Consider the following 23,729-nt stretch of genomic DNA (forward strand, 5'->3'; position numbering starts at 1 on the left):
TCTTTCAGGCGCCGGCCAGCTCGCGCCGCAACCGCGACGCGGTTTCGGCCAGAACCGCATCCGGCACCCGGGGCGTGGCACGGAAGGTGATCTTCTCCTCCGCGATATAGCGCCGCGAGGTGATGTCGGTCGGTGCGTGCATCGGCAGCAGATGGGCATGCGCATGCGGTACGTCGCTGCCGGTGAAGCAGAAGGCGACGCGGCGCACGCCGTAGAGGCGCTTCTGGACGGCCGCGAGACGCTGGCCCAGATGCAGGATGCGCGCGGCGAGCTCCGGCGGCAGATCGTCGAAAAACGCATAATGCGCCCGCGGCACGATCTGCGTGTGCCCTTCGCGGATGGGGTTGATGTCGAGAAAGGCGACGATCGCCTCGTCCTCATGGAGGATATGGCCGGGCAGCTCGCTGGCGGCGATCTTGCAGAAGAGACAATCGGCGGTCATGCGAAGCCTCGGTCCAGCAGGGAGAGGCTTCCTTCATAGCGGGAGCGATCGCTCTCGACCAGGAGGCCGAAGGATCAGGCTGCGCCGAACTCGAAACGGCAATGGTCATGGCCACCCTGGGCGGCGCATTGGATCTCGCGGCACTCCGTCTCGACCGGGGTCGCGCTGCCTTCGAGCAGGAAACGGAAGGCCCCCGTCATGAAGCCCTCGAACATGTAGCAGACCGGGCGTTCGGCGCCGGCCGGCCGTTCCAGCACGAAGACCGAATGCCTGAGGCTGATGCGGCCTTGCCGCCGTTCGGGGTCCAGCTCGTCGATCGAGAACTGCCCCCAACCGCGCTGCGACAGCCGTTTGAAGTAATGTCGGAACGTCGCTTCGGCGGCGAGGCCGTGCGTGCGCGCCTCGGCCCGGCACCACTGGATCGCCGATTTGGCGGTGGCCGCCCGCAGGATCCCGCGATAGGCCTCGAGGCCCAGCGCCTCCTCCACCGCCCGGTGATTGTTCACCAGGAAATGGCGCGGCAGATAGACCATCGGCAGGCCGTCGGTCCGCCAGATGCCGGTGGCCGGATCGACCTCGATCGGAACCTCGGGTGCGGCCATGGCACGCGCCGCTATTCGGCCGCCCGCTCCTGCGCCCTGGTCTGGGCGATGTTCTTGTAGAGCGCGCCGTCCTTCATGATGACGAGGAAGCTCTCTTCCGGCACCATGATCGACAGATCCTTGAGCGGATCGCCATTGACCAGCAGCAGGTCGGCGAGGAAGCCCTCCTTCACCTGCCCCAGCTCGTGGCCCATGCCCATCACCTGGCCGCCGATGCGGGTGCCGCATTGCAGCGCCTCGCTCGAGCTGTAGCCCAGGAGATCGACGAAATGCTTGAGGTCGCGCGCGTTGGTGCCCTGCGGCGATTGGACGAAGCCGTAGTCGCCGCCGATCAGCGCCCGCACGCCGCGCTTGCGAAGCTCGGAATAGACCTTGTGGCTGTCGTCGATCACGCGCTGCATGCCGATATGGATCGCGAACTCGCGGCTGAACCAGGGCTCGCCGTCATAGAGCGTGCCGTAGATCACGCCGATCGCCGGGCCGACGAAGATCCTGTCCTTCACCGATTCCAGCATGTCGAGCGCCTCCTCGTCCGAGGATTCGCAGTGGTAGATCACGTCGACACCGCAGCGCACCGCGCGCTTGACCGACTCCGCCGACCGCGAATGGCAGGCGACCACCTTGCCGAAATCCCGGGCGACCGAGACTGCGGTCTGGACCTCGTTCTCGCGCATGACGGTCATGCCGCCATGCGCCTTGGGGCCCAGATCGTCGCCCGAGATGTTGATCTTGATATTGTCCACGCCCTCCCGGCAGCAGAGCCGGACGGTGCGCGCGATCTCGTCGGGACCGTCGGCGATCATGCCGAAGCTCTCGTAATACATATGCTGCTTGCGCTCGTCGCCCAGCCCCCCGGTGACGGTGATCTCGGGGCTGCAGGCGCGAATGCGCGGCCCCGGCAGGCGTCCGGCTTCGACCTCGTTGCGGATGACGACATCGAGACGCAGCTTCGAGCTGGCGGCGCTGAAGGCGCTGGTGAAACCGTGATCGAGCAGCGTCTTGGCGTTGCGCATGGTGAGCAGCACATGCTCTTCCGGCGGGATGTTGCCGAGGTCGGAATCGTTGACGGCGCCGCCATAGGAAAGATGAGCATGGCCTTCGACCAGCCCCGGCATGAGCGTCTTACCCTGGCAATCGATGACGGTGGCGCCGTCGGCCGAAAGCTGGCCCGTGCTGCGCGCGACGGTGCGGATGCGGTTGCCCTCGACCAGGACGTCCGCCGGGAAGGGATTGGCACCGCTGCCGTCCCAGACCATCGCATTGCGGAAGAAGACTCGGCTCATGGGGTTCTCCTGTCCTAGGGCGAGAGGCTCCGCTCTCTGTTGCTTCAGGCGTTCGCCGCGACGGGTTCCGCCACGGCGGCGCCGATCTCATCGGCCACGGGGTTGCGCAGGGTACCGATGCCTTCGATCTCGACCTCGCAGACATCGCCGTGCTTCATGAAGAGCGGCGGCTTGCGGGCCATGCCGACGCCCGAGGGCGTCCCCGACACGATGATGTCGCCGGGCCAGAGCGTGATCGCCTCGCTCAGGATCGAGATGAGGGCCGCGACGTCGAAGATCATGTCGCTGGTCGAGGCGTCCTGCACGACCTGCCCGTTGAGGCGGGTCTGGATATGCAGGCCCTTGCCGCCGGCCGGCAGCTCGTCCGCGGTCACCATGACGGGACCGAAGGGGCCGGTCGCGTCGAAATTCTTGCCGACGGTCCATTGCGGCGACTTGGTCTGGAAATCGCGGATCGACGCGTCGTTGAAGATCGAATAGCCGGCGACGTGATCGAGCGCCTGGGTCCGCGCGATATGCCGCCCGGCCTTGCCGATGACCGCAACCATCTCGCCTTCATAGTCGAGCTGAACGGACGCGGCCGGGCGCCGGATGGGAGCGCCATGGCCGATCAGGCTCGAGGAGAAGCGCACGAAGATCGTCGGATAGGCGGGCGGCACGAAGCCGCTCTCGAGCGAATGGTCGACATAGTTGAGCCCGACGCAGACGATCTTGCCGGGAGCCGGCAGCGGCGGCAGCCATTCGATGGTCGAGCGATCGAGAGCCCTGCCCCTGGCAAGCGACGCACCCGCCGCACGCAAGGCCGCCGGGCCTTCGGCGATCAGGCGGCTGAGCGGGCCGGGGAAGCCGGGCTCGTCATGGAGCAGCCCGCGAAGCGCGCCTTCCTCGGATGCAACCGCCACCCCCACTTTGCTGCCGGACCGATAGGTCGCAAATCGCACGCCACGCCTCCCCGCTGTTCGGCCTCGACCTTGCGCTCTATGATATATATCCGTCAACAGATAATATATTTTCTGGGCACGGGAGCCCATGACATGGAAAATATATTACCTTATAGTTCATCGTCGTTGGCAGCTTCGAGGCGTGGAGATGGCCCGGGATTCCGCCGTGAACCTCACCCAAGGGGCCTATGAGCAGCTCCGCGCCGACCTCCTCGCCTGCCGCATCCTTCCCGGCAGCCGCCTCAAGATCCAGGAACTCTGCAATCGCCTCTCGGTCAGCCTGGGCGCGATCCGCGAGGCGCTGTCCCGGTTGACCTCGGAAGGGCTGGTGGTGGCGGAGCCGCAGCGGGGATTCCGCGCCGCGCCCATCTCGGAAGCCGACCTGCAGGACCTCACCAAGGTGCGCATCGAGATCGAGAGCCTCTGCCTGCGCCGCGCGATCGAGGTGGGCGATGTCGACTGGGAGGCGCGCCTGGTCGCGGCCTTCCATCGCCTTTCCCGCACGCCCGAGCGGGTCGAAGCCGACCCGGCCCGATCGAGCGACGAATGGGCCGAGGCCCATGCCGCCTTCCACACCGCACTCGCCGATGGCTGCGACAGCCCCTGGCTGCTGCGGCTGCGCCGCCAGCTCTACGACCAGAGCGAGCGCTATCGCCGCCTGTCCGTGCCGCTGACCACGCGCACGCGCAATATCGGCGCGGAACATCAGGCCATCGTCGATGCCACGCTGGCGCGCGATGCCGACAAGGCGGTGGCGCTGCTGTCGGCCCATCTGAGCGCCACCACACGAATCCTGCTGACGGCGACGCTCGAGGGCGAGGCCGAGAAGCAGCGCGAGCTGGCGGGGTAAATCCGCGCCTCAGAGCCTCATCCAGCGCCGCGCGATCTCGGTATAGAGCGCGACGGACTGCTCGATCTTCGAGACCAGGCAATATTCGTCGGTCTTGTGCGCCATGGCGGTCTCGCCGGGACCGAGGATGACGGCGGGCACCTGATCCATGGCGGGCACCAGCACCGAGGCGTCGGTGAAGAAGGGTGCGCCGCGCGGATCCATCCGCCGGCCAGTGATGCCTTCGCACAATTCGAAGACGCTCGCGACCCAGGCGTCGTGAGGATTGCTGGCAATCGGCCCGACATCGACGATCCGCGCGAGTTCCGCCTCCTCGCCCAGCAGCGTCTGGATCTCCTGCCAGACCGCCATGTTCGACTGGCCCGGCACGGTGCGGATATCGACCTGGATCTGGGCGTGGTCAGGCACCGAATTGACATTGAGGCCGCCATGCAGGGAGCCGACATTGAGCGTCGGGCGGCCCAGCTGGTTATGGACGACCGCCTTGAACTCGTGCTTGCCCAAATGCAGCGCGCCGCGTGCCGCCTTGTAGACGGCATTGTCGCCGAGCTCGGGCATGGAGCCGTGCGCGGTCACGCCGCGATAAACCGCCTGCAGCCAGATCGCGCCCTTGTGCCCGATGAGCGGATCGTTGCCGGTGGGCTCGCCCACCACCAGGGCGCCCGCCCGCGGCAGGACCTTCTCCAGCCCGGCCAGGAACCGCGCGCCGTCGCAACCGGTCTCCTCGCCGGCCGTGAAGACCAGCACGAGGCCGGCCTTGCGCCCGGGCAGCCCCGCCACCGCCATGGCGGCCGCCGCCATAGCGGCCACGCCGCTCTTCATGTCGCTGCTGCCGCGGCCATAGAGCCGGTCGCCGTCGATCTCGGCCCCGAGCGGGTCGCGCTGCCAGGCCGCATTCCCCAGCGGCACGGTGTCGAGATGGCCGGTGAAGCAGATCGGCGCCGCATCGGCCGCCCCTTCGAGGCGGGCGATCAGGCTGGTGCGGCCTTCGGCATAGCTGTAGGCCGCGACCTCGAAACCCACCGGCTCGAGCAGCCGGCCCAGATGCTCGGCGCAGGCCCGCTCCTCCCCCGGCGGATTGATCGAGCGCAGGCGCACGAGCTCTCGCGTGAGATCGACCGCATTCACCTCGCTTCCGGCCATCGTCGGACTCCCCTCCCTTGGCGCAGCACGCCACGTCCCCATGAAAGCAGAAATGCCGCCGGCTTGCGCCAGCGGCATTTCCGGTCGCCAGAGAGGGTTACTGGCGCAGGCCGGTCCAGATCTTGTCGTAGGCGCGGATCGCCTTCTCGTCGCAGGAGGGCGCGAAGGTGATCTTGAGATCGGCCGGCGGATTGAACTCCGGCGAGTTGCCGATCTCCGGCGGCAGGAACTTGTTCGAGCCCGTCACCGCGGTCTGGTAGCCGGTCGATTGGGACTGCAGCGCGATGTTCTGAGGATCCATGAGGAAATTGAGGAATTTCTTGGCGTTCTCGAGATCGGGCGCGTCCTTCGGCACGGCGACATTATCCATCCAGCCGACCACGCCCTCCTTCGGGTAGACATAGACGAAGGTCGATTTCTCGGTGCGCGTGGCGAGCGCCTTGCCCGACCACTGCTCATGCATCACGGTCTCGCCCGAGACTTGGCGCTCGACGGTGCCGTCCGAGTTGTAGACCTTCACGAAGGGCTTCTGCGCCTGCAGGAGCGCGTTCAGCGCCTTGAGGTCGTCGGGATTGGAGTTGCATTGCGGCTTGCCGAGATAGACGAGCGCCAGCGACATGACCTCGGTGGGCGAACCGAACATGCCGACCTTGCCCTTGAGCTCCGGCGGCGGCTCGAACAGCGGCTTCAGGCTGTCGGTCGGGCCCTTATAGACGGCGGTGTCGACGGAATAGGAGGTCGTGCCCCAGACCCACGGAACCGAATATTGCGCATCCGGGTCCCACGCCCGCTTCTGCCATTGCGGATCGAGATTCTTGAAGTTCGGCATATGCGCGACATCGACCTTCTGCAGCAGGCCCTGCTTCACAAAGATCGGTATGAAATCGTTGCTGATGATGATCACGTCGTAGCCGGCCGCGCCCGAGCTCAGCTTGGCGAGCGCCGTCTCGTTCGAATCGTAGGTGTCGATCGTGACCTTGATTCCGGTCTCGCTCTCGAACTTCTTCACCATGTCCGGCGAGGTGTAGTCGGTCCAATTGTAGATATGGAGCTCGCCGGCGCCGGCCTTCGCCAGTTGCGGTGCGGCACCGATCAATCCCGCCGCCAGCAGCACGCTGGCCAGGCTCGTTTTCCAGTTCCTCATGGTTGTCCTCCCTTTCCGATTGGTCTTGAGGCCGGTCAAAAGGCGCGCCGATATCGCCGGCCGACCAGGAGGGCGGTCACGACGAAGATCAGCGAAATGACGAGAAGGATGGTGGAGATGGCGTTGACCTCGGGCGTCACGCCGAGGCGCATCATGCCGTAGACATAGACCGGCAAGGTGGTCGAGCCCGCGCTCGAGACCATCATGCTGATGAGGAAATCGTCGAGCGAGACGACGAAGGCCATGATGGCACCGGCCGCGATCGCCGGCGCCAGCAGCGGCAGCGTCACATGGCGGAAGAGCCGCCATTCGTCGGCATAGAGATCCCGGCCCGCCTCCTCGAGCATGCCGCCCATGTCGCGCAGCCGCGCCTGGACCGGCAGGAGCGCGAAGGGGATGCAGAAGACCGTATGGGCGATGATCAGGTTGACGAGGCCGTAATGCATGCCGAGCAGCGAGAAGAAGACCAGGGTCGTGATCGCGACCACGATCTCCGGCACCACCAGAGGCATCGCGATCATGCCGGTGACGAGGCCGCGGCCGAACCGAAGGGTCCCGCGCTCGAGCGCGAGGGCTCCGGCGGTTGCGATCACGGTCGAGGCGATGGTCGCGGCGACCGCGATGATCACGCTGTTGAGGGCCGCCGCGCGGATGTCGTCGTTGTTCGCGACCTGCACGAACCAGCGCAGGCTGAAGCCGGTCCAGACGGTGACGAGCTTGCTGGCGTTGAAGGAATAGAGCACCAGGATCAGCAGCGGCGCATAAAGAAAGACGAAGATCGCCGCCGTGAAGGAGGGAAGACCCGGCGTGCGCCGCCAGTCGAAGGTTTTCGCGGTCATGCCCGGCTCTCCCGGGGCGCCCTGCGCCGCGCCCGGAGCGCGAAGACGAGAAGGATGGTCAGCGCGATGGCGGTCGAGAGCGCGGCGCCGAACGGCCAGTTCCGCGAGGTGCTGAACTGCATCTGGATCAGGCTGCCGATCAGGAGCTTCTTGCCGCCGCCCAGCAGGTCGGGCGCGAGGAAGGAACCCAGCGCCGGCGCGAAGACGAGCCCGACGCCGGCCAAGGCACCGGGCTTGGCGAGCGGCCAGACCACGCGGCGGAACACCGCGACCCGGTCGGCATAGAGATCGTAGGCCGCCTCGATCAGCCGGAAATCGATGCGCTCCAGCGTCGAATAGATCGGCAGCACCATGAAGGGCAGGAAGGTATAGACCAGCCCCAGCAGGATCGAGCCGTCGTTGTAGAGCAGCGGCAGGGGTTCGGCGACGAGCCCGATCGCGCGCAGGCCGTCATTGATCAGCCCCTCGTCGCGCAGGATCAGGATCCAGCAATAGGTGCGGATCAGCGTGTTGATCCAGAAGGGCAGCGTGACGAGGAACAGCAGGAGGCGCCGCCGCGCTTCGTTCTGGCAGACGATGTACCAGGCGATCGGCAGGCCGAGCACGAGGCAGATCAGCGTGGTGGCGACGGCCAGGTAGAGCGAGCGCAGGATGATGAAGATGTAGTCGGGCGCGAAGACCAGCGCATCGTCGAAATCGCGCTGATAGAGGAACTGGACATAGGCGTCGAAGGTCAGCGGAAGATGGACGCCGCCATAGGGATTGGCGGTCATGAAGGAATAGCCCATGGCGATGAGCATCGGGATCAGCATGAAGATCCCGATGACCAGGACAGCCGGCGCGATCAGGAGGCAGGTGCGTTTCTCTCCCATCGTCCGGTTCCGCTCAGTTCACCAGCTGGCGCTCGACGCCGTCCGGCCAGTCGACCGCGACGCGATCGCCCGGCTGAAACCGCTCGACGCCATCCCGCAGCCGCGCGCGCAGGCGGGCGCCTTTGGGCAGCGTCACCTCATAGAGCGTGTCGAGTCCGAGGAAGGTGACGTTGGAGACGACGCCCTCGACCCGCGCGTCGCCGGCCTTGCGGCCCGGCCGGATCGAGATGCGCTCGGGGCGCACCGTGACGGTGATCGACGAGCTCCTTCCCAGCACATCGCCCGGGATCAGGTTCGCCTCGCCGATGAAGTCGGCGACGAAGCGGCAGTTCGGGTTGTCGTAGATGTCGCGCGGGTCGCCGACCTGGAGGATATGGCCGTCGCGCATCACGGCGATGCGGTCGGACATGGCGAGCGCCTCTTCCTGGTCGTGAGTCACCAGGATGAAGGTGATGCCGGTCTCGCGCTGCAGGCGCTTGAGCTCGTTCTGCATCTCCTTGCGCAGCTTGAGGTCGAGCGCCGAGAGCGGTTCGTCGAGCAGCAGCACGCGCGGCTTGGGGGCAAGCGCACGGGCCAGCGCCACGCGCTGCTGCTGGCCGCCCGAGAGCTGGCCGGGCTTGCGCGCGGCGAAGCCCTCGAGCCGCACGAGCTGCAGCGTCTCGGCGACGCGCAGCTCGATCTCGGGCTCGGACCAGCGCAGCATCTGCAGGCCGAAGGCGACGTTCCCGGCGACTGTCATGTGCGGGAACAGGGCGTAGCTCTGGAACACCGTGTTGACCGGCCGCTTCTGCGGCGGGAGGCCCGCCACGTCGAGCGAGCCGATCCGGATGGCACCTTCGCTCGGGCTGTCGAACCCGCCGATGAGGCGCAGCAGCGTCGTCTTCCCACAGCCCGAGGGGCCCAGCAGCGTGAAGAACTCGTTGGCGCCGATCTCTACGCTCACGGCCTTCAAGGCATGGACCGTGCCGGCATCCTTGGTGGCGAAGCTTTTCGAGACGCGCTGCACGTCGATCATCGTCGAACCCCTGACTGGCGCGGCGTTGCCGCCGATCGGCCGGGCGTCCTTCTGGGCGGGACCTGTGCGGGTTGGCGTCTGCTGCCACGGGCTGATGAGCCCAAGCCGATCTCGGGAAGCTTCGCACCAAAATTATATTTGTCAAAGGAAAATATATTTTATGCTTCTTAGAATTTAAACCAGAGATAATATATCTGGTGGCCGGCAGCGACCGGTGCGGGAAGCAAACGGGGACCTCGATGGGGCGGGATGCCGCGCCAAACCTGACGCAAGGCGCTTATGAGGGGCTGCGGGCCGACCTCCTGGCCTGCCGCATCCTTCCGGGCAGCCGGCTCAAGATTCAGAACCTGTGCGACCGCTTCTCGGTCAGCCTGGGCGCCGTGCGCGAGGCCCTCTCCCGCCTGACCTCGGAGGGGCTGGTGACCGCCGAGCCGCAGCGCGGTTTCCGGGCGGCGCCGATCTCGGTCGCGGATCTGCGGGACCTGACCATGGTGCGGATCGAGATCGAGCGGCTCTGCATCGCCCGCGCGCTGGCCGTCGGCACCGTCGAGTGGGAGGCGAACATGGTCGCGGCCTTCCACCGCCTCTCACGCACGCCGGAACGTGCCGCGACCGACCCGGTCCGGTCGAACGACGAATGGGCCGATGCGCATGCGGCGTTCCATTGGGCCCTGGTCGAGGGCGCCGACAGTCCCTGGCTCCTGCGCATCCATGGCCAGCTCTACGCCCAGAGCGAACGCTATCGCCGGCTCTCCGTGCCGCTGAGCATGAAGGAGCGGGATGTCGGGCAGGAGCATCAGCGCATCATGGAAGCCGCCCTGCGGCGCGACACGAAGGAGACGGTGGCGCTGATGACGCGCCATCTCGCCGTCACCACGGAGATCCTGCTCGCCGCCGACATCGAGAATGCCGCGGCCAGGCCGGGCGGCGAAGACGCGGAATGAGCACTGCCACGCCCGGGACGTGACGGTCCCCTCGTTGGCCGTCACACCTTCATCGGCAGGATGAGCATCGGGATCCCGCGCATATGGAGCTCGCGCTGCATGGCGAGCGCCGTCTGGTTGTGCAGCAGGCGCGTCACCAGGTTTTCGCGCTGGAAGAGCAGCTTCGAGGCGAGGAACACGCAGTCGGGATAGTCCGCCAGCACCTTGTCCGCGAGCTGGGTGAGCTCGGCCATCACGTCGGCGCCCAGCCGGTAATAGCCGGCCGCCGCCATGCCGCGGCGCTGGCAGTAGTTCACGAACTGGTCGAGGCTGGCCTTCACCTCCTGCTCGAGCTGCTTGACCGCATCGTCGCTGCGGAAGCTCGCGGAATCGATCTCGCCCACGCGCAGGAAGATGTAGTTCTTGAAGCGGTCGCCGAAGAGCTTGCGCGCCGTCAGCAGCGTGTGCATGCCGGCGCCCGTGTTGGCGCCGATCAGGAAGACGGCCGTGGGCTTCTTCGGATCGAGCGGCGGGGGGTTGTCCACCGGCCCGCCGGGCGCGGTCGCCGCAAACAGCGCGTCGACCTTGGCCATCTGGCGGCGATGGTCCTCGTAGTACTGGCGGATCATCAGGCAGAGGCCGATCACCAGGCCGGTGATCAGCACCGTCATCCAGGCGCCCTGGGTGAACTTGGTATAGAGCGTGACACCCAGGATGCCGCCGGTCACGATCGTGCCCAGGATCGCGAGCAGCAGCCGGCCGATGCGTGGCCGGCCATGGCGCAGCTCGACCAGCCAATGCACCAGGAGGCCGGCGAAGCTGAGGGTGAAGCTGATGAAGACGTTGATGCTGTAGAGCACGACGATGATGCTGACCTGGCCGCCGGTCAGGATCAGCACGCCGACCGCCGAGAGCCCCATCATCATCACGCCGTTCTGCGTCACCAGCCGGTTCGAGAATTGCGAGAACTGGTGCGGGACCCAGCGGTCGGCCGCCATGTTGGCGAGCACGGCGGGACCGCCGAGAAAGCCGGTATTGGCGGCCACGAACAGCAATCCGGCGGCGAAGGCGAGCGTCATCAGCATGACCACGGGCAGGATCGGCGAATCTGCGCCCAGGAGTTGCTCGAGGATCAAGCGGAAGGTGGCGGCGTTGAGTGTGCGGCCATGCTCGGGCACCACCGACCAGAGCAGGTAGAGGATGATCAGCCCGCCGGCGGTGAAGGCCAGCGAGGTCGCCATATAGGCCATGGTCCAGCGGGCGCTGCGCACCCGCGGCTCCTTGAGCATATGGACGTTGTTGGAGACGGCCTCGATGCCGGTATAGGTGCCGCCGCCGAGCGCGAAGGCCTGAAGGACGATCGCCAGCATCGCCGGCAGGCCGATGGCGCCGATCAGGTTGCTGGATTCGGAGATCGTGTCCGGGATCAGCGTCGGCAGGCGATCGGCATGGAGCGTCATGCCGATCACGATCAGCCCGCCATGGCTGATGAGGAAGCCCAGGAAGATCGGCATCAGCACCAGCACCACTTCCTTGATGCCACGCAGGTTGGCGATCAGCAGGGCCAACGTGATCACGATCTCGACCGGCAGCTTCCAGGGCTGCCAGGCGACGGGCAGCAAGCTGAACAGCGCGTCGACGCCGCTGGCGATCGAGATGGCGATCGTCAGCATGAAATTGACGATCAGCGCCGAGCCCGACACCAGGCCCGCCTTGGGACCCAGCAGCACCGAGGCGATGCGATAGCCGCCGCCGCCCTGCGGGAAGAGCTCGATGACCTGGATATAGCCGAGGCAGATGATGAAGACGGTGAGCGCCGTCGCGACGGCAAGGTAGAGGGCCAGGTGGTTGTAGCCGGCGAGCGCGAGGAAGGATTCCTCCGGGCCGTAGTTCGCCGAGGAGAGCCCGTCCGCGCCCAGCCCGACCCAGGCCAGGAAGGCGACCAGCAGCATGCCTTCGCGATGCTGGGTCGCAAGCGGATTGCGCGGCGCGCCGATGACGAGGCGCTTCAGGCGCTTGAAATAGGCCCTTCCAAACATGCTCGCCGGCCAGCCCTGACGGGCGACCATCCCTTGTCGTTTCTTGGTCTTCTTATCTGCGCAGCAGGAACTCGCGGCCGACCTTCACCATCGGCTTGCCGTCATACTCGATAATGTCGGCCGTGGCGTAGGTCTCGGGCCAACGCTGGGGCAGGTAGGAACCGGTGCCGATCACGTCGATCGGCGCCTTGGCGTCGGCCATGACCTTGCATTTGGCCGGATCGAATCCGGAAGAAGCCACCAGCTTCACCTTGGGAAAGCCGGCTTGGTCGAGCGCGTCGCGCACATGCCAGCAGGCCGCCGCCGAGACGCCGGCACCGACCAGATAGCGCAGCTCGGCCTCGGAGCGATAACCGCGGATCGAGGCCGGAGCATGGCGCTCGAGCGCCGCATAGGAGGCCGGCGGATCGAGCCCCTCGACGAAGCGGCTGCCGGGTGTGTCGATGCGCACGCCGAGCCGGCCCGCTTCGGCAAGCTCCGGAAAGCGCCGGCAGACCGCCAGCGAATCCGTGACTTCGCGCGCGAAATAGTCGACCAGCACGGTCATGTCCTGGTCGGGAAAGCTCTCATGGAACATCTCGGCCGCGCGCAAGGTGGAGCCGGCATAGCCGATGAGCGCGTGCGGCATGGTGCCGAGGCCGTGCGTCAGGCCGAAATAGCCGGCGGTCGCGGTGGTGGCGTTGCCGATGAAGCCCTTGGCGTTGACCTTGCGGCGCGCGCGGTCAGACCCGACGCTGGCGGCATAGGCCATGATCTCGGCCATCTCCATGCCGGCGCAATGACGGGCATCCATCGCCAGGAAGGCCACCTTCGGCAGGTCCGCGCACATGGTGTAGGCGTTGAAGGCGGCGACGCAGGCGGGACCCAGCTTCTGCAGGAAGATGGTCTCGAGATCGCAGAGATGCAGCAGCGAACCGCCGAGATAGAGGATCGGCTCGCCGGCGCCGACCCAGCGCCCCTCGGCATAGTTGATCTCGATCTTGAACTCGGTGCCGCGCGCCTTGGCCATGGTCTGGAGCCATTCGACCGCGAGCCGCGGCGCCGAGACGACGGGGCGGCGCATGAACACCGCATAGGTGACGCGCCGATCGCCGAAGCGCCGGACCACCTCCTTGGTGCGCACGAAATACTGGTCGGTCCAGGCCGCTATCTCGTCGGGCTCGGGATTCATGACCGCGTCGCTGTGGGAGCGGGGATCTTCGGGTTCCGTCAGGACGCCTGGGCGACGCGCTTGCCGGCCGCCAGCCGCTCGCGCTTGAGGGATTCAGCGATGAGGAACGCCAGCTCGAGCGACTGGCTGGCATTGAGACGGGGATCGCAATGGGTGTGATAGCGGTCCGCGAGCCGTTCGTCGGTGATCGCCTGCGCGCCGCCGATGCATTCGGTCACGTCCTGGCCGGTCATCTCGAAATGGACGCCGCCGGCATGGGTGCCTTCGGCCTGATGCACGGCGAAGAAGCCCCGCACCTCCGCGAGGATGCGGTCGAAGGGCCGCGTCTTGTAGCCGGTCGAGGATTTGATGGTGTTGCCGTGCATCGGATCGCAGGACCAGACCACCTTGGCGCCGCTGCGGGCGACGGCGCGGATCAAGGGCGGCAGCTTGGCCTCGACCTTGTCATGGCCCATGCGCGCGATCAGCGTGAGGCGGCCGGGCACGTTCTGCGGATTGAGGATCTCGATGAGCCGCAGCAGGTCGTCGGTCGGCATGGTCGGACCGCATTTCAGCCCGATCGGGTTGCCCACGCCGCGCAGGAACTCGACATGCGCGCCGTCCGGCTGGCGCGTGCGGTCGCCGATCCAGAGCATATGGGCCGAGCAGTCGTACCACTGGCCGGTCAGGCTGTCGACGCGGGTCAGCGCCTGCTCGTAGGCGAGCAGCAGCGCCTCGTGGCTGGTGAAGAACTCGGTCTCGCGGATCTGCGGCGTGGTATCGCCGGTGAGGCCGCAAGCCGCCATGAACTCCAGCGTCTCGCTCAGCCGGTCGGCGAGCTCGGCATAACGATTGCCCTGCGCGCTGTCGGAGACGAAATCGAGGTTCCAGCGGTGGACCTTGTGCAGATCGGCGAACCCGCCTTGCGCGAAGGCGCGGAGCAGGTTCAGGGTCGCGGCCGACTGGTTATAGGCCTGCACCAGCCGCTCGGGATCGGGCTTGCGGGCCTCGGGCGTGAACTCGATGCCGTTGATATTGTCGCCGCGATAGCTCGGCAGCTCGACGCCGCCGATGGTCTCGGTCGGTGCCGAGCGCGGCTTGGCGAACTGGCCGGCCATGCGGCCGACCTTCACCACCGGGCAGGCGGCGCCGAAGGTAAGCACCACCGCCATCTGCAGCATGACGCGGAAGGTGTCGCGGATGTTGTTGGCGTTGAACTCGGCGAAGCTTTCCGCACAGTCGCCGCCCTGGAGCAGGAAAGCCTGCCCCTCGGCCACGGCGCCCAGCCGCTCGGTCAGACGCCGGGCCTCGCCCGCGAAGACCAGCGGCGGAAAGGCACGCAGCCGCCGCTCGACTTCCTCGAGCTTCGCCGGTTCCGGATAGTCCGGCACCTGGCTGATCGGCTTGGCGCGCCAACCGTCGGGCATCCACTTCGCGGTCATCAAGAAGGTTCCTTTCCTGCCCCATCCCGAGCAAGGTCCCCGCATATACGCCCTCGCGGCTGTCATTTCAACCAAGCCCCCGGCAGGGCAGGATTGACCCCCGGGACAGGCCCGGCTGCACCCCCGGCAGGGCTCTCGCCCCTCCCCTGTAAGCACTTGAGATCGCGGTGTTTATCAGCCGCCGAACGCCGAGGGCTCAGCTCTTCGGATCGGGCTCGGGCGTGCGCAGCGTCACGAATTCCTCGGCCGCCGTCGGATGGAGCGCCATGGTGGCGTCGAACTGGGTCTTGGTCGCTCCCATCTTCACCGCGATCGCGATCGCCTGGATGATCTCGGGCGCGTCGGCGCCCACCATATGGGCGCCCAGCACGCGCTGGCTGGCGCGGTCGACCACCAGCTTCATCAAGGTGCGCTCCTCGCGGCCCGTGAGGGTGTGCTTCAGGGGCCGGAAGCTGGTCTTGTAGATGTCGAGCGCACCATGGCGCCCGCGCGCCGTCTCCTCGCTGAGCCCCACCGTGCCGACCGGCGGCTGGCTGAAGACGGCCGAGGGCACGGTCTCGTGGCTCATGCGCCAGGGCTTGTTGCCGAAGACGGTATCGGCGAAGGCATGGCCCTCGCGGATCGCGACCGGTGTCAGGTTGATGCGGTTCGTCACGTCGCCGATCGCGAAGATATGCCCGACGCTGGACCGGGAATCATCGTCCACCACCACGGCGCCCTGGGCGTCGAGCGCGACGCCCGCCGCCTCGAGACCCATCTTCTCGGTGTTGGGAACGCGGCCGGTGGCATAGAGCACCTGGTCGAACGTCTCCTGCCGACCGTCGGCGAACTCGACCGCGATGCCCGCACCGTCCCGCTTCAGGCCTTTGAGGCTGGTCTCCAGCCGCAGATCGATGCCCTTCTTGCCGATCTCGGCCGCCAGGAAATGGCGCAGATCCTTGTCGAAGCCGCGCAGGATCTGCTCGCCGCGATAGGCCAGCACCGTCTTGACGCCGAGCCCGTTGAAGATGCCGGCGAACTCGACCGCGATATAGCCACCGCCCACGACCAGCACGCGCCCCGGCAGATGCTCGAGATGGAAGGCCTCGTTCGAGGTGATGCCGAGCTCCGCGCCCGGGTGGGTCGGGCGCTGCGGGCGCCCGCCCGTCGCGATCAGGATCCGCGCTGCGGTGAAATGCCGGCCGCCGAGATCGACGGTGTGTGGATCGGTCAGCCGCGCGCGGCCCTCGAACACGTCGGCGCCGGCGCTGGTCAGCGCCTTGCGGTAGAGGCCCGAGAGCCGTTCGATCTCCTTGTCCTTGTTGGCGACGAGCCGGCCCCAGTCGAAGCGCGGCCCGGCCGGCAAGGTCCAGCCATAGGCGGCCGCGTCCTCGAAATCCTCGTGGAAATGGGAGGCATAGACGAAGAGCTTCTTCGGGATGCAGCCGCGGATGACGCAGGTGCCGCCATAGCGATATTCCTCGGTGACGGCGACCTTCGCGCCATGGGTGGCGGCGATGCGGCCCGCCCGGACCCCGCCCGAGCCGCCGCCAATGACGAAGAGGTCGTAATCGTAGCCCGACATCGCGAGGTTCTCCCGTAGGGCGGCCTAGGCCGCGTGGGGCTGCGCCCGCGGCAGATCCCGGGACGCGAGGCGGGGCGCCAGAGCCCGCCAGCGCCGCCAGGTCAGGACCGCCATCAGCACCACCTCGGCCAGCGGAATGCCGATGGCGATGCCGGGACCCTCCAGCGGCCAGGGCAGAAACACGGCCTTCATCCAGCCCGAGCCCAGGAAGCCCAGGATGCCCGGGATCACCCAATAGAGGATCGCGAGATAGATCAAGGCCGCGAGATCGGGATTGCGCGCCCGCTTGCCGAAATTGAGGAACAGCAGGATGAGAAGGTCGCGCAGCGCGAAGAGGATCGCGGCCACGGCCCAGGCGGTCGCCGGCAGGACCGAGACGTCGGCGATCTGGAGGAAATCGTGGAACAGGGGCTGGATGCGCGTGGGATCGCCCTGGTCGGTGCGCAGGCCCAGGGCCAGAACCAGCCCTGCCATCAGCGGCAGCGAGGGCAGCCAGAGCGGCATGAGCCGGGCGGCGCGGGCGAGGTCGCCCGACTTCAGCGACAGCAGGAACCAGCGGTAGCGCACGCTGTCCTTGTTGTCGGCGAAGATCGCCACATAGTACAGCACCGCCGCGACCGGCACCGCCACCACCAGCCCGTCGATGCCCATGGTCCGGGCCGAAGCGTCGGGGAAGCCCGCGAAGAAGGCGATCGTGTAGATCGAGAACAGGATCCACGCCCAGGGCCAGACCCGCTTCTGCAGATCGGCGCAGAGCGCGCGATAGACACCGAAGAGCGCCCAGACCAGGAATCCGGCCGCCGCAGCCAGGAAGAATTCGTTGGGACGCGCCTCGAGCCCGTACCAGTCGACCATGAAGCTGACTTCGATCCGGCCCAGATGGAGCAGACCCGGGCCCGCGGGCGACAGCAGGACGCCGGCGACGATGCCGAGCAGCTGGGCGATCAGGGAGGAGCTGCGGCCGCCGGCCCGCGCCCGGCCGCGCTGCAGCAGCACCGTCAGCAGCGACACGGCCAGCGCCGTGGCGCCGGCGATCGGATGCAGGAGGAAGACCTGCCAGGGCTGGTCGCCTTCGAGCGCCAACACGGCGAGGCAGATCAAGGCGCAGTACCAGACATAGCTGGTGGCGCCGAAGAGCTTGCCCCAGGCCATCGACCAGGGACCCAGCGCCGACATGCGCTGGCTGTCCCAGGTGCGGTTGGCGATTTCCTCGCCCAGCGAGGCCGCCGCGCGGCGCGTGCCCCAGAGCAGCATGATGGCGTAATAGAGCCAGAGCGCCGCTTGCGCGACCCGGTCGATATCCTTGCCGCCGACATACCACGCCAAGAGGAAGAGCGCGCCGATGACCAGCGGCGCCACGATCAGGCGCGGCAGGCCCAGCTCGATCCAGAGATTGCGCAGGAGCTCGGGATTCATGGCACCGGCCCCGCCGGCGCGGGAGCCTGGATCTTGGTCCCGTTGACGTGAGGTGCGGCCGAGGCGCGGGCCCGGCTGTCCTTGAGCAGGGCCAGATAGGCATCCTGGAGATCGGCCTTGGTGGCGGCGAAACCCGCGACCGGCAGGCCGGCCTCGATCAGCCGGCGCAACAGCGCGGCCTGGACCGCGGCGTCGCCGGCCATGGTGAAATGCGCGAGCCGGCCCTCGATCCGGACATCGCCCAATCCCGCCGCCGTCAGGACGGCCGCCAGGTCGGCACGCGGCTCGACCAGCTGCAGCTCGAAGCGCCGCGCCGCATTGGGCGCGGGCGCGCCGTCGAGCGCGTGATAATCGAGGATGCGCCCCTGCTCCAGCACCAGCAGATGGGTCGAATAATCCTCGAGCTCCGCCAGGATGTGCGACGACACGATCAGCGTCATGCCTTCGTCCTTCAGGCCGCGCAGCACGGCGGCGAGGCCGAAGCGCGCCTCGGGATCGAGGCCGGAGGCCGGTTCGTCGAGCAGGATGACGGCGGGCTCATGCACGATCGCCTGGGCGATGGCGAGACGCTGGCGCAGACCCCGCGACAGCTCGCCCGCCCGCTGCTTGAGCCGGTCGGCCAGCCCCAGCCGCTCGGCCGCGCGCTGCACCGCCGCCGCGCGCCGATCGGACGGAATGCCTTGCGCGCGGGCACGATAGTCGAGGCAGCGCTGGACGCTCAGCTCGCTGTAGAGCCCGAAGAAATCGGAGAGATAGCCCATGCGCGCATGGGCTTCGCGCGGGGTGCGGTGGACATCGATCTGGTCGAGCTGGACGCGGCCGGCGGCCGGCAGCGCCAGGCCCGCCATGCAGTTCAGAAGCGTGGTCTTGCCGGCACCGTTGGGGCCGACCAGCGCCGTGATCGAATGGGGCTCGACGGCGAAGGAGACGCCGTCGAGGGCCCGAAATCCCGGATAGTCGAAGACGAGATCCTCGACCCGGATCATCGGGCCCCCGAGCTCATGGCGCGAACGGGCGTTCGTCGATCAGAACCTGGCGATCAGACGCCGCCCATGCAGAGATACTTGATCACCAGGAAGTCATCCATGCCGTATTTCGAGCCTTCGCGGCCGAAACCCGACTCCTTCACGCCGCCGAAGGGCGCCACTTCCGTGGAGATGATGCCGGTGTTGATGCCGATGATCCCGCTCTCCAGCCCCTCGGCCACGCGCCAGACGCGGCCGAGATCGCGGGCGTAGAAGTAGTTGGCGAGACCGAACTCGGTGTCATTGGCGAGCTTGAGCGCGTCCTCATCGGTCTTGAAGCGGAACAGCGGCGCCACCGGCCCGAAGGTCTCCTCGTGCGCCACCGCCATCTCGGTGGTGACGCCGGTCAGGACCGTCGGCTCGAAGAAGGAGCCACCCAGCGCGTGGCGATGGCCGCCGGCGATGACCTTGGCGCCCTTCTTCACGGCGTCGGCGACATGCTCCTCGACCTTCTCGACCGCCTTCATGTTGATGAGCGGACCCTGCTGGGTCTCGCCCTTGAGGCCGTCGCCGACCTTGAGCTTCGCCACCGCGGCGGCGAGCTTCTGGGCGAACGTGTCATAGACCTTGTCCTGCACCAGGATGCGGTTGGCGCAGACGCAGGTCTGGCCGGTGTTGCGGTACTTCGACATCATCGCGCCCTCGACCGCGGCATCGAGATCCGCGTCGTCGAACACGATGAAGGCGGCGTTGCCGCCGAGCTCCATCGACATCTTCTTGACGGTGTCGGCGCTCTGCTTGAGCAGGATCTTGCCGACTTCGGTCGAGCCGGTGAAGGAGATCTTGCGCACGATCGGGTTGGAGGTGAGCTCGCCGCCGATCTCGCGGGCGGAACCCGAGATGATGTTGATGACGCCGGCGGGGAAGCCCGCGCGCTCGGCGAGCTCGGCCAGCGCGAAGGCCGAATAGGGCGTCTCGGTCGCGGGCTTGATCACGACCGGGCAGCCGGCGGCCAAGGCCGGGGCGCATTTGCGGGTGATCATCGCGTTGGGGAAGTTCCAGGGCGTGATGGCGCCGACCACGCCGACCGGCTCCTTGATCACGACGATGCGCTTGTCGGCCTGGTGGCCCGGGATGGTGTCGCCATAGACGCGCTTGGCCTCCTCGGCGAACCATTCGACGAAGGAGGCGCCATAGGCGATCTCGCCCTTGGCTTCGGCCAGCGGCTTGCCCTGCTCGGCCGTCAGGATGACACCCAGGTCATCCTGGTTCTCCATCATCAGGTTGAACCATTTGCGCAGGATGTTGGCGCGTTCCTTGGCGGTCTTCTTGCGCCAGGCCGGCCAGGCGGCATTGGCCGCCTCGATCGCGCGGCGGGTCTCGGCGGTGCCCATGTTCGGGATCGTGCCCAGCACCTCGCCCGTGGCCGGGTTGGTCACGTCGATGGTCTTGCCGGAATCGGCATTGGCCCATTTGCCGTTGATGTAGGCCTGCTGACGGAAAAGTCGCGGATCCTTCAGCGGCAGCTGAGAGGCAACCTTCATGGCGACCTGTTGCATGGTGTGTCCTCGGAACAAGGGGTTGGCGGGAGGTTGGGCGGAGTATAGCGGTCGGCGGATCGGGCGCAATCCAGTCAATTCCTTGAACGGACGGCCATTGTCGCAGCACAGGACAACCCGCCGCATCCCTCCAGATGGGTAGCCGTTCCTCCGCCCGCAAAATCGCGGGGCGCATGACAGGGATGCCGGCCGGGGGTGGCGGCCCGGGCCGGATTCATGCTATCGCCGGTGCGGTTTTTCGCGCCGACGCCCTCCGGCCGGACAGCTTCCGCTGCCGGTCCAGACCCTGACGGACGGGCCGGCCTTCCGAAGGAGACGAGACCCATGGCAACCAACCAGGAAATGCTGCAGCGCCGCGCCAATGCCGTGCCGCGGGGCGTGGGCACGGCGATGCCGTTCTATGCCGCCAAGGCGGAGAACGCCGAGCTGTGGGATATCGAGGGCAACCGCTATATCGATTTCGCCGGCGGCATCGCGGTGCTCAACACCGGTCACCGTCATCCCAAGGTGATGAAGGCGGTCGAGCAGCAGATGGGCAAGTTCACCCACACCGCCTTCCAGGTCGTCGCCTATGACGAATACATCAAGCTGGCGGAGCGGCTGAACAAGGCGGCTCCCGGCAATTTCCCGAAGAAGACGATCTTCTTCACCACCGGCGCCGAGGCGCTGGAGAACGCGGTCAAGATCGCGCGCCACTACACCAACCGCGCGGGCGTCGTCACCTTCGCGGGCGCCTTCCATGGCCGCACCAGCCTGACCATGGCCATGACCGGCAAGGTCCAGCCCTACAAGGTGGGCGGTCCCTTCGTGCCCGAGGTCTATCACGTCCCCTTCCCCAACGAGCTCCACGGCGTCAGCGTCGAGCAGTCGCTGGCCGCGCTCCAGACCCTGTTCAAGGCCGACATCGATCCCGCGCGCGTCGCCTGCATCGTGATCGAGCCGGTCCAGGGCGAAGGCGGCTTCAACATCGCGCCGAAGGCCTTCGTGCAGGCGCTGCGCAAGATCTGCGACGAGCACAAGATCCTGCTGGTCTCGGACGAGGTGCAGGCCGGCATCGCGCGCACCGGCAAGATGTTCGCGATCGAGCATAGCGGCGTGGCACCCGACCTCATCACCTCCGCCAAGAGCCTGGCCGGCGGCTTCCCGCTCTCGGCCGTGATCGGCCGCGCCGAGGTGATGGATTCGGTCCCGCCGGGTGGCCTGGGCGGCACCTATGCCGGCAGCCCGCTGGGCGTGGCCGCCGGCAATGCCGTGCTGGACGTGATCGAGGAGGAGAAGCTGCTGGAGCGCGCCGACAAGATGGGCCAGCTCATGACCGAGCGGCTCAAGGCGATGGCGAAGAAGAACCGCTTCTCCTGCATCGGCGACGTGCGCGGGCTGGGCGCCATGATCGCGGTCGAGCTGGTCAAGGACCGCGCCACCAACGAGCCCGATGCCGACCTGACCAAGAAGGTCGTGACCAAGGCCCAGGAGAACGGGCTGATCCTTCTCTCCTGCGGCGTCTACAGCAACGTGCTGCGCCTGCTGGTGCCGCTCACCGCCAGCGACGCGCTGGTGAACGAGGGCCTCGACATCATCGAGAAGTCGCTCGACCAGGCGCTGAACTGATCGGACAGCCGGCTGAAAACGAAGAGGGCGGCGCCCCGGAAGGAGCGCTGCCCTTTTTCATGGAGTATTGTCGCCGGCGTTACTCGACCGTGACGCTCTTGGCGAGGTTGCGGGGCTGGTCCACGTCGGTGCCCTTGGCGACGGCGGCGTGATAGGCCAGGAGCTGCACCGGGATCGCGTGCAGGATCGGCGCCACGAAGGAATCGACCTCGGGCAGCGCCACGGTGATGGCGGCCTTGCCGCCCAGCTTCTTGGCGCCCTTGCGGTCGGAGAGGAAGATCACCCGGCCGCCGCGCGCGATCACCTCCTGCAGGTTGGAGGCGGTCTTCTCGAAGAGCTCGTCGGAGGGCGCCACCACCACGACCGGCACGTTCTCGTCGATGAGCGCGATCGGCCCGTGCTTCATCTCGCCCGCGGCATAGCCCTCGGCATGGATGTAGGAAATCTCCTTGAGCTTGAGGGCGCCTTCGAGCGCGATCGGGTAGCTGGTGCCGCGGCCGAGGAAAAGCACGTCTCGCGCCTCGGCGATGTCGTAGGCGATGCGCCGGATGGATTCGTCGTGGTTGAGCACCTCGGCGGCGCGGGCCGGCACCTCGAGCAGCGCCTGTGAGAGCTCGCCTTCGCGCTTGTGGTCGATGACGCCGCGCGCACGGGCCGCCGAGATCGCGAGGCAGGCCAGCACCGTGAGCTGCGTGGTGAAGGCCTTGGTCGAAGCGACGCCGATCTCGGGGCCCGCCAGGGTCGGCAGCACCAGGTCCGATTCCCGCGCGATCGTGCTCTCCGGCACATTGAGCACGGAAAGGATCTTCTGGCCCTGGCTGCGCGCATAGCGCAGCGCCGCCAGCGTGTCGATGGTCTCGCCCGATTGCGAGATCACGAGCGCGGCACCGCCCGGAGGCAGCGGCGCCTCGCGATAGCGGAACTCGGAGGCGATATCGAGCTCGACCGGCACCCGCGCGATCTGCTCGAACCAGTATTTGGCGACCATGCCGGCAAGATAGGCGGTGCCGCAGGCGACGATGGTCAGGCGCGGCAAGGTCGCGAAATCGAACGGCAGCGCCGGCATCTCGATCGTGCGCGCCAGGGGATTGACGTAGCGCTGGAGCGTGTCGCCGATCACCGCCGGCTGCTCGTAGATCTCCTTGAGCATGAAATGGCGGAAATTGCCCTTGCCGACGCGGGCCCCCGTCATCGCCGTCTGCTTGATCTCGCGCTCGACCTTCTGGGCGCCGTTATAGATCTCGCCGCCCCTGGAGGTGACGACGACCCAGTCGTTCTCCTCGAGATAGCAGATGCGCGAGGTGAAAGGGGCGAGCGCCAGCGCGTCGGAGCCCACATACATCTCGCCGTCGCCATAGCCCACCGCGAGCGGGCTGCCGCGCCGGGCGCCGATCATCAGGTCCGAGCGGCCGGCGAAGATGACGGCGAGCGCGAAGGCGCCTTTGAGCCGCTCCATCGCGATGCCCATCGCCTGCTGCGGCGTCTTCTGCTGGTCGAGGAGATGGGTCAGGAGATGGGCCACCACCTCGGTGTCGGTCTCGGTCTCGAACCTGCGGCCGGCCGCCTCGAGCTCCTCGCGCAGTTCCTGGAAATTCTCGATGATCCCGTTATGCACCACGGCGACGCGGTCCGTCGCGTGCGGATGGGCATTCGTCTCGGACGGCCGGCCGTGGGTCGCCCAGCGCGTATGACCGATGCCGATGGTGCCGGCGAGCGGGCTCGATCCGACCAGCGCCTCGAGCCGCGCGATCTTGCCCTCCGCGCGCCGGCGCTCGATATGGCCGTTGACGAGCGTGGCCAGACCTGCGGAATCGTAGCCGCGATATTCGAGCCGCTTGAGGCCCTCGATCAGCAGCGGGGCGACGGGTGCCTTGCCGATGATGCCGATGATGCCGCACATGAGTTCCGACCTCCTCGATCTGTCCCGCCCGG

20 protein-coding genes are annotated in these 23,729 nt (G+C 67.2%); 3 read left to right on the plus strand and 17 right to left on the minus strand.

Annotated features, from left to right (window positions below):
• Positions 1-4: 4 nt before the first annotated feature.
• The 4 genes from FRZ61_RS18070 to FRZ61_RS18085 all read right to left on the minus strand — a co-directional run bounded on the left by FRZ61_RS18070 (position 5) and on the right by FRZ61_RS18085 (position 3,229).
• Entirely contained in the window at positions 5-442 is a 438-nt protein-coding gene (locus FRZ61_RS18070; RefSeq protein WP_151119041.1) for an HIT family protein, read from the minus strand.
• 74 nt (positions 443-516) lie between these two features.
• Complete coding sequence (locus tag FRZ61_RS18075; RefSeq protein WP_151119042.1) at positions 517-1,044, minus strand: 4-vinyl reductase; 528 nt, start codon at positions 1,042-1,044, stop codon at positions 517-519.
• An 11-nt stretch (positions 1,045-1,055) separates the two neighbouring features.
• Positions 1,056-2,327, minus strand: coding sequence for a metal-dependent hydrolase family protein (locus FRZ61_RS18080; protein ID WP_151119043.1), 1,272 nt, complete (start codon positions 2,325-2,327; stop codon positions 1,056-1,058).
• Positions 2,328-2,371: 44 nt separating this feature from the next.
• Complete coding sequence (locus FRZ61_RS18085) at positions 2,372-3,229, minus strand: fumarylacetoacetate hydrolase family protein (RefSeq protein WP_225308877.1); 858 nt, start codon at positions 3,227-3,229, stop codon at positions 2,372-2,374.
• Positions 3,230-3,434: 205 nt separating this feature from the next.
• Between FRZ61_RS18085 and FRZ61_RS18090 the strand changes: the two genes are divergently transcribed.
• Positions 3,435-4,118, plus strand: coding sequence for a GntR family transcriptional regulator (locus FRZ61_RS18090; protein WP_225308878.1), 684 nt, complete (start codon positions 3,435-3,437; stop codon positions 4,116-4,118).
• Between the two features lie 9 nt (positions 4,119-4,127).
• Here FRZ61_RS18090 and FRZ61_RS18095 read toward each other — a convergent pair whose 3' ends face one another.
• The 5 genes from FRZ61_RS18095 to FRZ61_RS18115 all read right to left on the minus strand — a co-directional run bounded on the left by FRZ61_RS18095 (position 4,128) and on the right by FRZ61_RS18115 (position 9,131).
• Positions 4,128-5,261: a M20 family metallopeptidase gene (locus FRZ61_RS18095; RefSeq protein WP_151119046.1), complete on the minus strand. Its 1,134-nt coding sequence runs from the start codon at positions 5,259-5,261 to the stop codon at positions 4,128-4,130.
• Positions 5,262-5,358: 97 nt separating this feature from the next.
• Entirely contained in the window at positions 5,359-6,405 is a 1,047-nt protein-coding gene (locus tag FRZ61_RS18100; protein WP_151119047.1) for an extracellular solute-binding protein, read from the minus strand.
• Positions 6,406-6,440: 35 nt separating this feature from the next.
• Entirely contained in the window at positions 6,441-7,244 is an 804-nt protein-coding gene (locus FRZ61_RS18105) for an ABC transporter permease (protein ID WP_151119048.1), read from the minus strand.
• Positions 7,241-8,116 carry an ABC transporter permease gene (locus FRZ61_RS18110; protein WP_151119049.1) on the minus strand — a complete coding sequence of 292 codons (876 nt, stop codon included), beginning with the start codon at positions 8,114-8,116 and terminating at the stop codon, positions 7,241-7,243. The genes FRZ61_RS18105 and FRZ61_RS18110 overlap by 4 nt, the downstream gene beginning before the upstream one ends.
• 13 nt (positions 8,117-8,129) lie before the next feature.
• Positions 8,130-9,131, minus strand: coding sequence for an ABC transporter ATP-binding protein (locus FRZ61_RS18115; RefSeq protein ID WP_151119050.1), 1,002 nt, complete (start codon positions 9,129-9,131; stop codon positions 8,130-8,132).
• A 239-nt stretch (positions 9,132-9,370) separates the two neighbouring features.
• Between FRZ61_RS18115 and FRZ61_RS18120 the strand changes: the two genes are divergently transcribed.
• Positions 9,371-10,075, plus strand: a complete 705-nt coding sequence (locus FRZ61_RS18120) for a GntR family transcriptional regulator (protein WP_151119051.1) — start codon at positions 9,371-9,373, stop codon at positions 10,073-10,075.
• 41 nt (positions 10,076-10,116) lie between these two features.
• Here FRZ61_RS18120 and FRZ61_RS18125 read toward each other — a convergent pair whose 3' ends face one another.
• From FRZ61_RS18125 to gabD, 7 genes are all read right to left on the minus strand, one after another.
• Positions 10,117-12,123, minus strand: a complete 2,007-nt coding sequence (locus tag FRZ61_RS18125; RefSeq protein WP_225308879.1) for an APC family permease — start codon at positions 12,121-12,123, stop codon at positions 10,117-10,119.
• A 22-nt stretch (positions 12,124-12,145) separates the two neighbouring features.
• Entirely contained in the window at positions 12,146-13,264 is a 1,119-nt protein-coding gene (locus FRZ61_RS18130; protein ID WP_151119052.1) for a nicotinate phosphoribosyltransferase, read from the minus strand.
• Between the two features lie 38 nt (positions 13,265-13,302).
• Complete coding sequence (locus tag FRZ61_RS18135) at positions 13,303-14,685, minus strand: class II 3-deoxy-7-phosphoheptulonate synthase (RefSeq protein ID WP_151119053.1); 1,383 nt, start codon at positions 14,683-14,685, stop codon at positions 13,303-13,305.
• Between the two features lie 196 nt (positions 14,686-14,881).
• Positions 14,882-16,249, minus strand: coding sequence for a glutathione-disulfide reductase (gor, locus tag FRZ61_RS18140; RefSeq protein WP_151119054.1), 1,368 nt, complete (start codon positions 16,247-16,249; stop codon positions 14,882-14,884).
• A gap of 24 nt (positions 16,250-16,273) precedes the next feature.
• Positions 16,274-17,665, minus strand: coding sequence for a hypothetical protein (locus FRZ61_RS18145; RefSeq protein ID WP_151119055.1), 1,392 nt, complete (start codon positions 17,663-17,665; stop codon positions 16,274-16,276).
• A complete protein-coding gene (locus tag FRZ61_RS18150; protein ID WP_151119056.1) occupies positions 17,662-18,651 on the minus strand; it encodes an ABC transporter ATP-binding protein in 990 nt (329 codons plus the stop codon). The genes FRZ61_RS18145 and FRZ61_RS18150 overlap by 4 nt, the downstream gene beginning before the upstream one ends.
• A gap of 53 nt (positions 18,652-18,704) precedes the next feature.
• Positions 18,705-20,189, minus strand: a complete 1,485-nt coding sequence (gene gabD, locus FRZ61_RS18155; RefSeq protein WP_225308880.1) for an NADP-dependent succinate-semialdehyde dehydrogenase — start codon at positions 20,187-20,189, stop codon at positions 18,705-18,707.
• A gap of 324 nt (positions 20,190-20,513) precedes the next feature.
• Between gabD and gabT the strand changes: the two genes are divergently transcribed.
• Positions 20,514-21,797 carry a 4-aminobutyrate--2-oxoglutarate transaminase gene (gabT, locus tag FRZ61_RS18160; protein WP_151119057.1) on the plus strand — a complete coding sequence of 428 codons (1,284 nt, stop codon included), beginning with the start codon at positions 20,514-20,516 and terminating at the stop codon, positions 21,795-21,797.
• Positions 21,798-21,876: 79 nt separating this feature from the next.
• Here the strand turns inward: gabT and glmS are convergent, their stop codons facing one another.
• On the minus strand, positions 21,877-23,697 hold the full coding sequence (gene glmS / locus FRZ61_RS18165; protein WP_151119058.1) for a glutamine--fructose-6-phosphate transaminase (isomerizing): 1,821 nt from the start codon (positions 23,695-23,697) through the stop codon (positions 21,877-21,879).
• Between the last annotated feature and the right edge of the window lie 32 nt (positions 23,698-23,729).

The organism is Hypericibacter adhaerens (genome assembly GCF_008728835.1).
Lineage (GTDB): Bacteria > Pseudomonadota > Alphaproteobacteria > Dongiales > Dongiaceae > Hypericibacter > Hypericibacter adhaerens.